Source organism: Pseudomonas sp. S1(2024), assembly GCF_046557535.1.
Window position 1 is genome coordinate 85,455 of sequence record NZ_JBKGFP010000066.1, and the last position, 15,679, is coordinate 101,133.

Sequence of the window (15,679 nt, forward strand, 5' to 3'; positions counted from 1 at the left end):
GAGAAATACCCACTGGAAAACCCCTGCCCCCTCTCTTTTTCCAACCCCACCAAGCTGTTACTGTACCCCGATCAAAGCCCAACGCCTCTGGATCGGATGCCGACTTGATACGTCCCCTCCTGCTGTCTCTCAGCCTGGCCTTGAGCTTTCCCGCAGCCGCGATGGTGAGCGAAAGCCACGGATACGCGCAGTTCGGCACGCTCAAGTACCCAGCCACATTCACCCATTTCGACTGGGTCAACCCGCAAGCGCCCAAAGGCGGCACCTTGCGGGCCATGGCTTTCGGTACCTTCGACACCCTCAACCCCTACACCTTCAAGGGGTCGAGCCCGATTACCACGCCCAATTTCCAGCAGTACGGCATCAGCGAGCTGAACGAGCCGCTGATGGTCGGCACCGGCCAGTACGACCCGTCCGGCGACGAACCGACCTCCAGCTACGGCCTGATCGCCCGCTCGGTGGAGTACAGCGAGGACCGCAGCTGGGTGGTGTTCAACCTGCGCCCGGAGGCCCGCTGGCATGACGGCAAGCCGATCACCTCGGCAGACGTGGCCTTCTCCTACCGCACGCTGCTCAAGGATGGCCACCCGATCTACCGCACCAACCTGCAGGAAGTGCAGCGGGTGGACATTCTCGGCCCGCTGCGCATCCGCTTCGTGTTCAAGCGCGCCGGCAACCCGCTGCTGATCCTGCGCCTGGGCGAAATGCCGGTGCTGCCCAAGCACTATTGGCAAAAGCGTGATTTCAAGGCCACCACCTTCGAGCCTCCACTGGGCAGCGGCCCTTACCGCATCACCCAGGTCCAGCCTGGGCGCCGGCTGGTGTTCGAACGGGTGAAGAACTACTGGGGCAAGGACCTGGCGGTGAACCGTGGCAAGTACAACTTCAACCGCGTGGAATACGAGTTCTACCGCGACGCCACGGTCGCCTTCGAGGCGTTCAAGGCCGGCGAGTTCGACATCTATATCGAGCACCAGGCGAAGAACTGGGCCAACGGCTACAACTTCCCGGCCGTGCGCCGGGGCGAGGTGATCAAGGCGCAGATCCCGCACCGCATCCCCACGCAAACCCAGGGCCTGTTCATGAACAGCCGCCGGGCCACCTTCAGCGACCCACGGGTACGCCAGGCACTGGGGCTGATGCTCGACTTCGAGTGGACCAACCGCGCGCTGTTCAGCGGCGCCTACCGCCGCTCGACCAGCTACTACCCAAACAGCGAATTCGCCGCCACCGGCCTGCCCACCGGCAAGGAATGGCTGTTGCTGGCACCGTTTCGTGACCAGTTGCCGGCCAGCCTGTTCAGCGAACCCTACAAGGTCAGCCATACCGATGGCCGTGGCATCAACCGCCAGACCCTGCGCCAGGCCCTCGGACTGCTCGCCGAGGCCGGCTGGAAGCTGAACGGCCAACGCCTGGTCGACAGCAAGGGCCAGCAGCTGCGCATGGAGCTGCTTCTGGTAAACCCCAACCTTGAACGTATCCTGCAACCGTATGTCGAAAACCTGGCCAGCATCGGCATCGATGCGCGCTTGCGTACCGTGGACCGCGCCCAGTACAAACAGCGCCTGGACCAGTTCGATTTCGACATGATCCTGATGACCCTGAACCAGACGCTGAGCCCCGGCCTCGAACAGTGGCTGTACTTCCACTCCAGCCAGGCCACGACCAAGGGCAGCAAGAACTATGCTGGGGTCAAGGACCCGGTGGTCGACCATCTGCTCGACACCCTGCTGGCCGCCCGCACCCGCGATGACCAGGTCGCCGCCGCCCGCGCCCTGGACCGCGTGCTCTCATGGCAGTACTACATGATCCCCAACTGGTACCTCGACAATCATCGCCTGGCCTACCGCAACCGGTTCGCCTTCGTCACCACGCCGCCCTACACCCTTGGGCTGAACAGCTGGTGGATCAAGACTTCGGAGAAAGCCCAATGACGCCAACGCACCGACTGCGCCGGTTGGCCGGCAGCCTGTTGCTTGCCTGCCTGAGCCTTCCCGCCCTGGCCGCACCGCAACACGCGCTAACTCTGTACGACGAGCCCCCAAAATACCCCGCCGACTTCAAGCACTTTGCCTACGTCAACCCTGACGCACCCAAGGGTGGCACCTTCCGCCAGTCCAGCTTCGGCGGTTTCGACAGCCTCAACCCGTTCATCAACAAGGGCGTGCCGGCCGAGAACATCGGCAGCATCTACGACACCCTGATGCGCCAGAGCCAGGACGAGCCGTTCACCGAGTACGGCCTGGTGGCCGGCAAGATCGAAAAGGCTCCGGACAACAGCTGGGTGCGCTTCTACCTGCGCCCCGAGGCACGCTTCCACGACGGCCACCCGATGCGCGCCGAAGACGTGGTGTTCACCTTCAATGCCCTGATCAAGGACGGCGCGCCGCTGTACCGCCAGTACTATGCCGACGTCGCTGAAGTGGTCGCCGAAGACCCGCTGACGGTGCTGTTCACCTTCAAGCACAAGAACAACCGCGAGCTGCCGCTGATTCTCGGCCAGCTGCCGGTACTGCCCAAGCACTGGTACGAAAGCCGCGAGTTCAACCGCGGCAACCTGGAAATCCCCCTGGGCAGCGGCCCGTACAAGGTTGCCGAGGTCAAGGCCGGGCGCTCGGTGCGCTACGAGCGGGTCAAGGACTACTGGGCCAAGGACCTGCCGATCAACCGCGGCTTCTACAACTTCGACGTGATGACCTTCGACTCCTACCGCGACACCACTGTCGCCCTGGAAGCACTCAAGGCTGGTGCGTTCGACTATGCGCTGGAAGTCAGCGCGAAGAACTGGGCCACCGCCTACAACGTACCCGCCGTGCGCGATGGCCGCCTGATCAAGGAAGAGTTGCCCAACGGCAACCCCACGGGCATGCAGGGCTTCATCTTCAACATCCGCCGCCCGGTGTTCCAGGACGTGCGCGTGCGCCAGGCGCTGAGCCTGCTGCTGGACTACGAGTGGACCAACAAGCAGCTGTTCAACGGTGCCTACACCCGCACCGGCAGCTACTTCGAAAACTCGGAAATGGCCGCCCGCGGCCTGCCCAGCCCCAGCGAACTGAAAATCCTCGAACCGCTACGTGGCAAGGTCCCCGAGCAGGTATTCAGCGAAGCCTTCCGCAACCCGGTCAGCGACGGCAGCGGCATGATCCGCGAACAGCAGCGCCAGGCCTACAAGCTGCTGCAGGAAGCCGGCTGGAAAATCGTCGACGACAAGATGGTCGACGCCCAGGGCAAGCCGGTGAGCATCGAGTTCCTGCTGGCACAGACCGAGTTCGAACGCATCCTGCTGCCGTTCAAGCGCAACCTCGCCGACCTTGGCATCGACCTGAACATCCGCCGGGTCGACGTGTCCCAGTACATCACCCGCCTGCGCTCGCGCGACTACGACATGATCGTCGGTGGCTACCCGCAGTCCAACTCGCCGGGTAACGAGCAGCGCGAGTTCTGGTCCAGTGCCGCCGCCGACAACCCCGGCAGCCGCAACTTCATCGGCTTGCGCGACCCTGCCATCGACCAACTGGTGGAACAGCTGATCAATGCCGATTCGCGGCAGAGCCTGATCGACCACTGCCGGGCCCTCGACCGCGTGCTGCTGTGGGGCTACTACGTGATCCCCAACTGGCACATCAAGACCTGGCGCGTGGCCTACTGGAACCACATCGGCCACCCGGACGTCTCGCCCAAGTACGACATCGGCATCGACACCTGGTGGATCAAGCCCGGCGTAACCCCGGCCGTCAGCGAAACCACTGCGGACGAGGCCGAATAACATGCTGGCCTACATCCTGCGCCGCCTGCTGCTGATCATCCCGACCCTGTTCGGCATCCTGATCATCAACTTCATCATCGTCCAGGCCGCCCCCGGCGGCCCGGTCGAGCAGATGATCGCCAAGCTCGAAGGTTTCGAAGGCGCCACCAGCCGCATTGCCGGTGGCGGTGCCGAAGTGTCCGTGGCCGGCTCCAACTACCGGGGCGCCCAGGGCCTGGACCCGGCACTGATCGCCGAGATCGAACGCATGTACGGCTTCGACAAGTCGCCGCCCGAGCGCCTGTGGATCATGATCAAGAACTACGCCCGGCTGGACTTCGGCGACAGCTTCTTCCGCGATGCCAAGGTCATCGACCTGATCATCGAGAAGATGCCTGTGTCAATTTCGCTGGGGCTGTGGAGCACGCTGATCATGTACCTGGTGTCGATCCCGCTGGGCATCGCCAAGGCCGTGCGCCACGGCAGCCATTTCGACGTGTGGACCAGTTCGGCGATCATCGTCGGCTATGCCATCCCGGCGTTCCTGTTCGCCATCCTGCTGATCGTGCTGTTCGCCGGCGGCAGCTACTTCGACTGGTTCCCGCTGCGCGGCCTCACCTCCAACAACTTCGACGAGCTGAGCACCACCGGCAAGGTGCTGGACTACTTCTGGCACCTGGTGCTGCCGATCACCGCGCTGGTCATCGGCAACTTCGCCACCATGACCTTGCTGACCAAGAACAGCTTCCTCGACGAGATCAACAAGCAATACGTGGTCACCGCCAAGGCCAAGGGCCTGAGCCGACCACGGGTGCTCTACGGCCATGTGTTCCGTAACGCCATGCTGCTGGTGATTGCCGGTTTCCCTTCGGCGTTCATCGGCATCTTCTTCACCGGTTCCTTGCTGATCGAAGTGATCTTCAGCCTCGACGGCCTCGGCCTGATGAGTTTCGAGGCGGCCATCAACCGTGACTACCCGGTGGTCTTCGGCACCCTGTTCATCTTCACCCTGCTGGGGCTGGTGGTGAAACTGATCGGCGACCTGACCTACACCCTGGTCGATCCACGCATCGACTTCGCCAGCCGGGAGCACTGACATGGCCTTGTCCCCCCTCAACCGCCGGCGCTTCGAGCGCTTCAAGGCCAACCGCCGTGGCTGGTGGTCGCTGTGGCTGTTCCTGATTCTGTTCGGCCTGAGCCTGGGCGCCGAACTGATCGCCAACGACAAGCCGATTGCCGTGCGCTACGACGGCGAATGGTACTTCCCTGCATTCAAGCGCTACCCGGAAACCACCTTCGGCGGCGAATTCCCGCTGGAAGCCAACTACAAGAGCCCGTACATCCGCGAACTGCTGGAGAAGAAAGACAGCTTCGTGCTGTGGGCACCGATCCCGTTCAGCTACCAGAGCATCAACTATGACCTGCGGGTACCCGCCCCGGCCCCACCGTCGGCGGACAACTGGCTGGGTACCGACGACCAGGGCCGCGACGTGCTGGCACGGGTGATCTACGGCTTCCGCATTTCCGTGCTGTTCGCCCTGACGCTGACCCTGCTCAGTTCCATCGTCGGCGTGATCGCCGGTGCCTTGCAGGGCTTCTATGGCGGCTGGGTCGACCTGGCCGGGCAACGTTTCCTGGAAGTCTGGTCGGGCCTGCCGGTGCTGTACCTGCTGATCATCCTCGCCAGTTTCGTGCAACCCAACTTCTGGTGGTTGCTGGGCATCATGCTGCTGTTCTCGTGGATGAGCCTGGTGGACGTGGTGCGCGCCGAGTTCCTGCGCGGGCGCAACCTGGAATACGTGCGCGCTGCTCGCGCGTTGGGGATGCGCAACGGCGCGATCATGTACCGGCACATCCTGCCCAACGCCATGATCTCGACCATGACCTTCATGCCGTTCATTCTCACCGGCGCCATCGGCACCCTCACCGCCCTGGACTTCCTCGGTTTCGGCCTGCCGCCGGGCGCACCGTCGCTGGGCGAGCTGGTGGCCCAGGGCAAGTCCAACCTGCAGGCCCCATGGCTGGGCATCAGCGCCTTCGCCGTGCTGGCGCTGATGCTGAGCCTGCTGGTATTCATCGGCGAATCCGCCCGCGATGCCTTCGACCCGAGGAAGTGACATGAGTGAACAGAACCTGATCGAAGTGCGCGACCTGGCGGTGGAGTTCGTCACCGGTGACCAGGCCCACCGCGTTGTGAACGGCATCAGCTTCGACATCCGCAAGGGTGAGACGCTGGCACTGGTGGGCGAGAGTGGCTCGGGCAAATCGGTTACCGCGCACTCGCTCCTGCGCCTGCTGCCCTACCCCCTGGCCCGCCACCCCAGTGGCAGCATCCGCTACGAGGGCAAGGACCTGCTGCAGCAGAACGAGAAGACCATGCAGCGCATTCGCGGCAACCGCATTGCAATGATCTTCCAGGAGCCGATGACCTCGCTGAACCCGTTGCACTGCATCGAGAAGCAGATCAACGAAATCCTCCTGCTGCACAAGGGCCTGACCGGCAAGGAGGCCACGGCGCGCACCCTCGAGCTGCTGGAGATGGTCGGCATTCCCGAGCCACGCAAGCGCCTGAAGGCCTTGCCCCATGAGCTGTCGGGCGGGCAGCGCCAGCGGGTGATGATCGCCATGGCCCTGGCCAACGAGCCGGAACTGCTGATTGCGGATGAGCCGACCACGGCGCTGGACGTGACTGTGCAGTTGAAGATTCTCGAACTGCTCAAGGAACTGCAGGCGCGTCTGGGCATGGCCCTGCTGCTGATCAGCCATGACCTGAACCTGGTGCGACGCATCGCCCACCGTGTGTGCGTGATGCAGCACGGGCAGATTGTCGAGCAGGCCGAATGCGCCAGGTTGTTCAGCGCACCGCAGCACCACTACACGCAGATGCTGATCAATGCCGAACCCAGCGGGCTGCCGGCGCACAACCCGGTGGGCGCGCCATTGCTGGAGGTGGATGACCTCAAGGTGTGGTTCCCGATCAAGAAGGGCCTGCTAAGGCGCACGGTCGACCATGTGAAGGCGGTGGACGGGATCAACTTCAGCTTGCCGCAAGGGCAGACGCTGGGGATTGTCGGCGAGTCCGGGTCGGGCAAGTCGACTTTGGGTTTGGCGATCTTGCGGCTGATCTCCAGCCAGGGCGGCATTCGCTTTCATGGGCAGGATCTGGAAGGGCTGAACCAGAAGGCCGTGCGCCCGTTGCGCCGGGAAATGCAGGTGGTGTTCCAGGACCCGTTCGGCAGCCTGAGCCCGCGCATGTGCGTGGAGGACATTGTCGGCGAAGGGTTGCGCATCCACCGCATCGGCACGGCGCAGGAACAGGAAGCGGCAATTATTGCGGCCCTGGAGGAAGTGGGGCTGGACCCACGCACGCGGCATCGCTATCCGCACGAGTTTTCCGGTGGGCAGCGCCAGCGCATCGCCATTGCCCGAGCGTTGGTATTGAAGCCGGCGCTGATCCTGCTGGATGAACCTACGTCGGCGCTGGACCGCACGGTGCAGCGGCAGGTAGTGGAATTGCTGCGCAATCTGCAGCAGAAATACAACCTGACCTACCTGTTCATCAGCCATGACCTGGCGGTGGTCAAGGCGTTGAGCCACCAGTTGATGGTGATCAAGCATGGGCATGTGGTGGAACAAGGGGATGCGCAGGCGATCTTCCATGCGCCGCAGCATCCGTATACCCGGCAGTTGCTGGAGGCGGCGTTCTTGGAAGTGGATGCGGCTAGTTAGCTTTGGGGGGCTGCTGCGCAGCCCATCGCAGGCAAGCCAGCTCCCACCCCGACCTCGCCGGCTTCAAGCCATGCGCTATCCCTGTGGGAGCTGGCTTGCCGGCGATGGGCCGCAAAGCGGCCCGCTTTCGGCGAGGTAAAAAACAGACTTATCCCCTTCCTTGTAGGCCATTCCCAATCCTCGCCGAACCCAAGACTTGCACCAAGGCTGATCAATATGTCGCCAGGGCCGGCCCTTTCGCGGGCACGCCCGCTCCCACAGAGCCACCACAGGCTTCAAGACTTGCGCAGTACCTGTGGGAGCGGGCGTGCCCGCGAAGAGGCCGGTCCAGGCACTCGAGAATTTTCAGGGGCTTCAAAATGACTACGGAATCCACCCAATTCACTGTCGAGAAGCCGATGATGATCTGGGCTGCCCACTGCCTGAGTGCGATGGCCAAAGCGCTAATGGATCTGGCACCAGCGGGCCTAGGCTGATGCAGCTCAGAGCCGGCCCAACAACTCCTGCCGCTCGCGCCAGATCTCCTGTACAAAGGGGTCGGTCACCCCATACAGCCCATGCCCCCGACGCATGATCAGGTTAGCGGCCAGCAGTTCGTTGGCAACCGGCTGTATCTCTTCGACACGCACTTCACGCCCCACAGACTTCGAATACTCGGCCGCCGCTTCGTTGGAGAACACCCCACGCGCATCGCCTTCGACCGATGCGATCCGGGCAATCTTAAAAAAGAGGTTTTGCAAGTCCTGCGCAGCCCGTAGAAAAACAGCCCTGATCTCAGGCCGATATCCAGGGCGGACGGTTTCAACAACTGCCTGGCCATGTCGGCAGCCAATTCACGGCGCGGGAAGATGTCGATCATGGCTTTATTGAAAATTATTGAATACCAATAATTATTGGCAGCGAATAATTTAATGTAACGGTGTACAGGCAGGTCGGCTCGAAAGCCATCATCAAATTTTCTGACAACAATCGTCTTCCATCATCAGCCAGATCGGGCATAAATTCTCCACCGTCAACCCCAGCAGCAACGGTAGAGCCCCATGTCCAGCCCACACCACCAGCCCGCCTCCCCTGCCCTGACCACGCTGATCCAGCGCTCCGGCCTGCCCAGCCCTGCGCTCGGCGAAGCCCAGGCACATGCCGTGCTACAAACGCACTACGGCATTGCCGGCAACCTCTCGGCATTGGGCAGCCAACAGGACCTGAACTTCCGAGTAGACGCTCCACAAGGCCGTTTCGTGCTCAAGGCCTGCCACGGCAGCTACGCCCAGGTGGAACTGGAGGCCCAGCACGCGGCCCTGGCCTACCTGCGCGAACAGGGCTTGCCTGTGCCCGCCGTGCGCCCGGCTAGCGATGGCCAGATGCTGCTGGCGTTGGAAATAGACGGGCAACCGTTGCGCATGCGCCTGCTCGACTACATCGAAGGCCAGCCACTGACCCGCCTCAAGCACATGGAGCCACGCCTGATGGCCGAACTCGGCGGGCTCTGCGCGCGGCTGGACAAGGCCCTGGCCACTTTCGACCACCCGGGCCTGACGCGCACCCTGCAATGGGACCCGCAACATGCCCAGGCACTGATCCAGCACCTGCTGCCCGTGCTGGGCAACGCCGAGCAACGCGCCCGTATCGAACGGGCCACCCAGCTGGCCGCCGAGCACCTGGCGCCGCTGGTCGACCAGCTGCCAAGCCAGGCCGTGCACCTGGACATCACCGACGACAACGCCGTCTGGGCCCGCGATGTCGAGCGCCAGTGGCAGTTGCAAGGGGTGATCGATTTCGGCGACCTGTTGCGCACATGGCGCATCGCCGACCTGTCGGTGACCTGCGCCGCATTGTTGCACCACGCCGAGGGCGACCCGCTGCGCATCCTGCCGGCCGTGCGTGCCTACCAGGCGCTCAACCCGCTGAGCGAAGCCGAACTGCGGGCGCTGTGGCCACTGGTGCTCAACCGCGCCGCCGTGCTGGTGCTGAGCAGCGAACAGCAACTCACCGTCGACCCCGGCAACCAGTACACCCGCGACAACATCGCCCATGAATGGGAAATCTTCGACACTGCCACCGCCGTACCTTTCGCGTTGATGGAAGCGGCCATCCTGCAAGCTGTGGGCTTGCAGCCAGCCACGCCGGACCTGAGCGGCTGCGCCCTTCTGCTCCCTGAACTGGATCGGCAGGCAGTGACGCGCGTCGATCTGGGCGTGCTCAGCGTGCATTGCGAGGCGGGCAACTGGGAGCAACCGGGCTTCGACCAGCACCTGCTGACCACGCAACAGGCCCCGGCCTGCAGCCTGCACGGGCAGTATCGCCTGTCGCAAACCCATATCGATCGCCCCGAAGAGCCTGCCACCTGTGCCCTGGGCGTCGAGCTGCATGTACCCAACGGCAGCCTGGTGCAAGCGCCAGATGCCGGCACCTGGCAGCGCCATGGCGACGGCCGTGGCTGCCTGCGCAGCGCGCACTGGGCGTTGTGGCTGCAAGGCCTGGAAGACGCGCCTGCAGATGGCCAGGCCGTGGAAAAAGGCCAGTCGCTGGGCAGCAGTTGTGGCTTCCTCAGCGTGCAACTGTGCCTGGATAGCGGCATCCAGCCGCCGTTCTTCGCCACCCCATCCCAGGCAACCGCCTGGCTGGCCCTGTGCCCGTCGCCAGCTGCGTTGCTGGGCTTCGACTGCAATGCCGAGCCGCTGCCCGACCCACAGGCCCTGCTGGCCCGCCGCGACGCCAGCTTCGCCCGCTCGCAGAAGCACTACTACGCGCAACCGCCTCACATCGAACGCGGCTGGCGCAACTACCTGATCGACATGCAGGGCCGCTCTTACCTCGACATGCTCAACAACGTCGCGGTGCTGGGCCACGGCCACCCGCGCATGGTCGCCGAGTCGGCACGGCAGTGGTCGCTGCTGAACACCAACTCGCGCTTCCACTACGCGGCCATCACCGAGTTCTCCGAACGCCTGCTGGAGTTGGCACCCGAAGGCTTCGACCGGGTGTTCATGGTCAACAGCGGTACCGAAGCCAACGACCTGGCGATTCGCCTGGCCTGGGCCTACAGCGGCGGGCGCGACCTGCTCAGCGTGCTGGAGGCCTACCACGGCTGGTCGGTGGCCACCGATGCCATTTCCACTTCCATCGCCGACAACCCGCAGGCCCTGGAAACCCGCCCGGACTGGGTGCACCCGGTCGAGGCGCCGAACACCTTCCGCGGCCGCTTCCGTGGCGCCGACAGCGCCACTCACTACCTGCGCGACGTCGACGCCAAGCTGGCCGACCTCGACGCCCGTGGCCGCCAGTTGGCGGGCATCATCTGCGAACCGGTGTACGGTAATGCCGGTGGTATTTCGTTGCCGGCGGGTTACCTGCGCGACGCCTATGCCAAGGTCCGCGCCCGGGGCGGTGTGTGCATCGCCGACGAGGTACAGGTCGGCTATGGCCGCCTGGGCGAGTACTTCTGGGGCTTCGAGGAACAGGGCGTGGTGCCCGACATCATCACAATGGCCAAGGGCATGGGCAACGGCCAGCCACTGGGCGTAGTCATCACCCGTCGCGAGATCGCCGAAGCGCTGGAGGCCGAGGGCTACTTCTTCTCCTCGGCCGGCGGCAGCCCGGTCAGCTGCCGCATCGGCATGGCGGTGCTGGATGTGATGCAGGAAGAAGGCCTGTGGGACAACGCGCGCGATACCGGGCGCTATTTCAAGGCGCGCCTGCAGGCACTGGTCGACAAGCACCCACTGGCCGGCGCGGCGCATGGTTCGGGCTTCTACCTGGGGCTGGAACTGGTGCGCGACCGCGCAACGCTGGAACCGGCAACCGAGGAAACCATGGCCCTGTGCAACCGCCTGCGTGACCTGGGCATCTTCATGCAGCCGACCGGTGATTACCTGAACATCCTCAAGATCAAGCCGCCGATGTGCACCACCCGGGCGAGCGTGGACTACTTTGTCGACAGCATTGATCGAGTGCTCTCCGAAGACCTGTAAAGAATTGCGAAGCTGGCCGAGGAGTGTTCATACTTTTCGGCCACAACGCTTCCTCGTCATCAGGTTTACTGACAATGGCCTTTACCAGCGACTCCCTGGCAATCTTCCTCGCGGTGCTGGAGGCAGGCTCGTTCTCTGCCGCCGCGCGCAAGCTGGGGCGTGTGCCTTCGGCCGTGAGCATGGCCATCGCCCAGCTGGAGGCGGAGCTGGACCTGGTGCTATTCGACCGGGCAACACGCAAAGCCTTGCCCACCAGTGCCGCACTGGCCCTGGAGCCCCAGGCCAGGCAGGTGATCTGCCAGCTCAACCTGCTCGATGCCCAGGCCCTGCAACTGCACAAGGGGCTGGAAAAGCGCCTGACTATCGCCATGGCCCCCGAGCTGCAGACCGGCCGCTGGAGCCAGCCGCTGGAAACCCTCGCCCAGGAATTTCCCAGCCTGGAAATCGAAGTACGCTCGGCCACCCAGGCCGAAGCCATCCGCCTGCTGCATGACGGTAGCGTGCAACTGGCACTGGTCTTCGAAAGGCCTGGCATCGACGAGCGCGAGTCATTCCTGGAAGCCGGCAGCCAGTTGCTGGTGGCCGTCGCCTCCCCCCGCCATCCGGCCGGGCAGAACAGCGGCACGCCGCTGCCGGAAGAGACTTTCGCCGAACAGCGGCAGATCATTGTGGCATCGGGCAAGGCCACCGGGTCGGACCCACGCATGGTGCTGTCGCGGCGCATCTGGCTGACCGATAGCTACCTGGCCACGCTGGACCTGGTGCAATCGGGCCTTGGTTGGGCCTACCTGCCGCAGCCTTTGGTCGAGCCGTTGATTGCTTCGGGCGCGCTGGCGGAGGTGCGTTTCGACAACATGGCCAGCCGATTGCGCTTGTGGGTGGACATCATCTGGGTCAAGTCGCGCCCGTTGGGCCTGGGCGCGCGGCGTTACCTTGACGTGATGCGCCAATGCTTTGAAACAGAATCCCCGAGGTCCTGAGCGATACGACTGCCTCGTCCGACAGCGAAAAATCCTACAGCTGGTTAGGAAGCCGATAACTACCTGCAGCATTGATTCCCCGTTAGGTTTCTGCTCGCCATCAAGAAGAAAAGGAACTTCTCATGTCGAGCCAGTCCACGCAGGGCTACGTGCAGTCGGTCGATCACTTCGCCAACCAGCAGCGCCAACCAGAAGAAGCCCTCTACCTTTTACTGGACCCATTCGCCGGCTGCCCGCCTGAGCACCCGCTGGCCATCGCTGCCCTCAGCAAAGCGCTGGGTATTGATGCCGTAACGCGCATCGACTGCAGCCTCCTGGTGCAGGATCCTGAGTGCTGGCCAGCTCTGGTGCGGCTCGCCGAACCCAGCGATACGCCCACAGCCCTTGCCCTATTAAGCGCGACCTGCGCCGCTCGTGAATCGGCAGCTACCTGGCACTACGTGTGTGGCTGGCTGATCAGCGATCAACCCGCCGACCTCATCGCCCAGCACATCAGCCAGCAGTGTCAGGTGCTGCACCAACCAGAACCGCACGGTATCACCGCCTGGTTCGAACCCGTGCGGCTGGCGCTGCTACGCGCGACCCTGAAAAACGCAGGCGAAGTCCTCGGGCCTGTTCGCAGCTGGCTACATCCCGATGGTTCTGGCAGTTGCGAGGTATTCGAGCGAGAACCCATGGCTGGCGAACTGGCCGTCCCCGAGGCCGTAAGGGCGACCCAGCACGTCGCACCGCAGATCATTCAACTGCTCGGTGCCTGGCATCGCCTGAGTGCCGTGCAGCATCCCCATGCACCCTGGCACTTCGCAGGTTCCTCAGGCTTGCCGGAAAACGCCCCCACCCATGCCATGAACCTGATCCTCAAGGCGTTCAAGCAGGGCCTGCGCGACCGCGCCGATATCCAGTGCATGAGCCTGCACATGCTCATGATCCACCCACTGCTCCTTCAGCACCCGACCATCCAGCATGAGGTGGAAAGGGCAGCGGCCGGCGAGCAGCGCCTGGCGGACCGCTTCGCCAGCTACGACGACTGCACCTGGTCGCACATCGTCGCCGGCCTGCCGAAGGCAAGGAGTTACCCATGAGCATCAGCAAAGCCATCCACATCGCCATGCAGGAAGAGATCCCCAACACCTACGGCACCTGCAATGCCTGCGAACGCTCCGGCCTGCCGATTCTACTGCTGCGCGAGGCCTACGCCCCACGCCCGGACACAGGGCGCCCCTATCGCCTGGCAGACGACAGCGAAATCATCTTCCACCCGATGCACACCGACCAATTGCGCCTCCTGCGCCAAGGTTATGTCTACGTACTGCTCGACCAGGAAATCTGGCAGGCCTACGAAGTAGCGGCGGAAGGTACCTTGCAGCGTTTTCCGGTATCGCAGATGCCCTTTGGGCCACCCAGGTCTTTACCCAAGGTATGCGCCACCGAAGGCCACGATGTGATCGCCTCGTTCATCAACATCGATACCCTGCTCTACCGCAAGGCCTGGATCGCCTTCGCCAACGACCCCTGGCCCCGTGCGGTACTCGACCGCTATCGGCAAGGCATCGCCGACAGTGACCCAGGCACCCTCGCCCGCTTCGTCGAGGTGGACCTGAACACCGCACGCAACGACCCTGCCAGCCTCGGCATCGCCATGACCGACAGCTTCCGCTTCGGCCTGGAACAGGTGCTGGAGTTCTCCACCTTTTCTTCTGCCAGGTTTACCAGCGTTCATGGCTTTTACAGCCGCCTGGGCCGCTGGCATGAAACCCGCACGCATGTGCGCAATGTCATCGAGCAGGAACAACTGCCCAATGGCGTGCTGGCGCTGACGCTGCCCGACCCGGTCGGCATGGTCATGGAGCTCAACGCGCAACGCACTGGCTGGGTGCAGGCCCTGCAGGAATGGCGGGCGCAGCCGCAGCGGCACTTCGAATACTTCACCTCGCAAGCACTACTGGGCATCCGCGAATTGCACGCGGCCATGGCGGCCGTGCAAGGTGCCGAGGACGCGCAGCGGGAAGCCCGGCAGGTCGAGCAGTGGAACGACAGCCCGATCGCGGCCAAGGCGTATCTGCCGCCGGTGGACATCGACGCGCAGACCGAACGCAACACCGCGCGCAAGCAGCAGGACGCCCGCGAGCGGCTGGAAGAGCGTTACGACGAAAGCGCCCGCGCCGCGTTCCAGGCCGATTACGACCGCGAACTGAAAAACTGGCAGTCGATGATCGACCAGGTTGGCGATCTGTATGCGCGGCACTATGCCAAGCGGGCTTTTCAGCAGATCGGCTACTACGACTATGACGCGACCTCCCCCGTTTCGGTGGAGTACTTCATCCAGATGATGGCCGCCTGCCTGGCCGGCGGGCCCACTGAAACCTTGCCGCAGGAGGGCCAGCCGCTCGGGATCACCCAGCATATCTGGCAGCAGCTGCTGGAAGACGACCGCAGCCTGTTGTACCAGGCACTGCTGGCCAAGAATCAGAAGCTGATGCAGCAGGTGGCCAGCGCGCTGTCCGGGGACGACTTCGGCAAGGTGTACGACATCATCAAGGGCATCGCCGGTACCGCCGATGGCCAGCTGTTGATGATCAAGCCAATACAGGATGCCGTTGGCCAGTTGCTGGCCGCGACCAACAGCGCCGGGAATGCGCTCAGCCAGCACCTGAGTGAACGGACCAAGACCCTGATCGGTCATGTGCATCGCTCGGCGTTTGCACTCTTCGCCGGGCAGCAGGTGACCCCACTGCGGGTGTCGCTGACAGTGGGCGAGTACATGAGCCTGCTCAACGAGGCCCTGGAGGCGCGGACCGATGCGTTTCTGCAGCAGGTAGACAAGCAGTTCCGTGACCCACTGGGCCGCAAGGTGCGGGCCATGGTGCTGAGTGGCGCGATCAATATTGCGGCAGCGGGTAACCGCAGCCAGATGATCGAGGTGATGCTCTGGACGCTCGAAAGCGCCGAGAGCCTGCAGGCGCGGCTGGTGCAGTTGCGCGAGGGTGCAGCCGGCGGCGTCGGGGCGCTGGTACGCAATGTTGCGATTGGTGCGGGTACGCTGCGTGCGCAGGTTACGGGTGGTTTGAAGATCAGTTCTACGGCCGCGCAAAGCGTGGCAAGCGATGCCATGCGCAGCCTGCGGGATGCTGCAGCGAGTAGCGGAAGCGTCGGGCTGCTATTTGCCTTGGGCAGCATGTGGTTCCATCAGGACAGCCTGGGCAAGAACTATCGAGCGTTGCAAGAGACGCATCAGGACAACCCGGAGGCGCTTG

At 63.7% G+C, this 15,679-nt stretch carries 9 protein-coding genes and 1 pseudogene; 9 read left to right on the forward strand and 1 reads right to left on the reverse strand.

What is annotated here, in order from left to right:
- Positions 1-104: 104 nt before the first annotated feature.
- From ACLCGK_RS18280 to ACLCGK_RS18300, 5 genes are read left to right on the forward strand one after another with little or no spacing between them, the layout of a single operon-like run.
- On the forward strand, positions 105-1,934 hold the full coding sequence (locus ACLCGK_RS18280; protein ID WP_024087409.1) for an extracellular solute-binding protein: 1,830 nt from the start codon (positions 105-107) through the stop codon (positions 1,932-1,934).
- Entirely contained in the window at positions 1,931-3,766 is a 1,836-nt protein-coding gene (locus ACLCGK_RS18285; RefSeq protein ID WP_410952604.1) for an extracellular solute-binding protein, read from the forward strand. The genes ACLCGK_RS18280 and ACLCGK_RS18285 overlap by 4 nt, the downstream gene beginning before the upstream one ends.
- A 1-nt stretch (position 3,767) precedes the next feature.
- Positions 3,768-4,841, forward strand: coding sequence for a microcin C ABC transporter permease YejB (locus tag ACLCGK_RS18290; RefSeq protein ID WP_009686399.1), 1,074 nt, complete (start codon positions 3,768-3,770; stop codon positions 4,839-4,841).
- 1 nt (position 4,842) lies between these two features.
- Complete coding sequence (locus ACLCGK_RS18295; RefSeq protein ID WP_013973404.1) at positions 4,843-5,862, forward strand: ABC transporter permease; 1,020 nt, start codon at positions 4,843-4,845, stop codon at positions 5,860-5,862.
- Position 5,863: 1 nt separating this feature from the next.
- A complete protein-coding gene (locus ACLCGK_RS18300) occupies positions 5,864-7,474 on the forward strand; it encodes an ABC transporter ATP-binding protein (protein WP_038409989.1) in 1,611 nt (536 codons plus the stop codon).
- Between the two features lie 482 nt (positions 7,475-7,956).
- Here ACLCGK_RS18300 and ACLCGK_RS18305 read toward each other — a convergent pair.
- Positions 7,957-8,187, reverse strand: a pseudogene (locus ACLCGK_RS18305) (ATP-binding protein); the annotation flags it as partial.
- 327 nt (positions 8,188-8,514) lie between these two features.
- On the opposite strand from ACLCGK_RS18305, the gene ACLCGK_RS18310 reads away from it, so the two are divergent.
- The 4 genes from ACLCGK_RS18310 to ACLCGK_RS18325 all read left to right on the forward strand — a co-directional run.
- On the forward strand, positions 8,515-11,445 hold the full coding sequence (locus tag ACLCGK_RS18310) for an aminotransferase (RefSeq protein ID WP_410952605.1): 2,931 nt from the start codon (positions 8,515-8,517) through the stop codon (positions 11,443-11,445).
- A 74-nt stretch (positions 11,446-11,519) separates the two neighbouring features.
- Positions 11,520-12,425 carry a LysR family transcriptional regulator gene (locus tag ACLCGK_RS18315; RefSeq protein ID WP_013973410.1) on the forward strand — a complete coding sequence of 302 codons (906 nt, stop codon included), beginning with the start codon at positions 11,520-11,522 and terminating at the stop codon, positions 12,423-12,425.
- A gap of 122 nt (positions 12,426-12,547) precedes the next feature.
- Entirely contained in the window at positions 12,548-13,507 is a 960-nt protein-coding gene (locus ACLCGK_RS18320; RefSeq protein ID WP_410952606.1) for a hypothetical protein, read from the forward strand.
- Positions 13,504-15,679: T6SS effector BTH_I2691 family protein (locus ACLCGK_RS18325; RefSeq protein ID WP_410952607.1), on the forward strand; the 2,176-nt coding region annotated here is incomplete at its 3' end. The genes ACLCGK_RS18320 and ACLCGK_RS18325, both read left to right, overlap by 4 nt.

What these genes read in the sequence shown, in the direction of transcription:
- ACLCGK_RS18285 (WP_410952604.1), top strand. Translation starts at nt 1,931, where the DNA reads ATGACGCCAACGCACCGACTGCGCCGGTTGGCCGGCAGCCTGTTGCTT.
- ACLCGK_RS18290 (WP_009686399.1), top strand. Translation starts at nt 3,768, where the DNA reads ATGCTGGCCTACATCCTGCGCCGCCTGCTGCTGATCATCCCGACCCTG.
- ACLCGK_RS18295 (WP_013973404.1), top strand. Translation starts at nt 4,843, where the DNA reads ATGGCCTTGTCCCCCCTCAACCGCCGGCGCTTCGAGCGCTTCAAGGCC.
- ACLCGK_RS18300 (WP_038409989.1), top strand. Translation starts at nt 5,864, where the DNA reads ATGAGTGAACAGAACCTGATCGAAGTGCGCGACCTGGCGGTGGAGTTC.
- ACLCGK_RS18310 (WP_410952605.1), top strand. Translation starts at nt 8,515, where the DNA reads ATGTCCAGCCCACACCACCAGCCCGCCTCCCCTGCCCTGACCACGCTG.
- ACLCGK_RS18315 (WP_013973410.1), top strand. Translation starts at nt 11,520, where the DNA reads ATGGCCTTTACCAGCGACTCCCTGGCAATCTTCCTCGCGGTGCTGGAG.
- ACLCGK_RS18320 (WP_410952606.1), top strand. Translation starts at nt 12,548, where the DNA reads ATGTCGAGCCAGTCCACGCAGGGCTACGTGCAGTCGGTCGATCACTTC.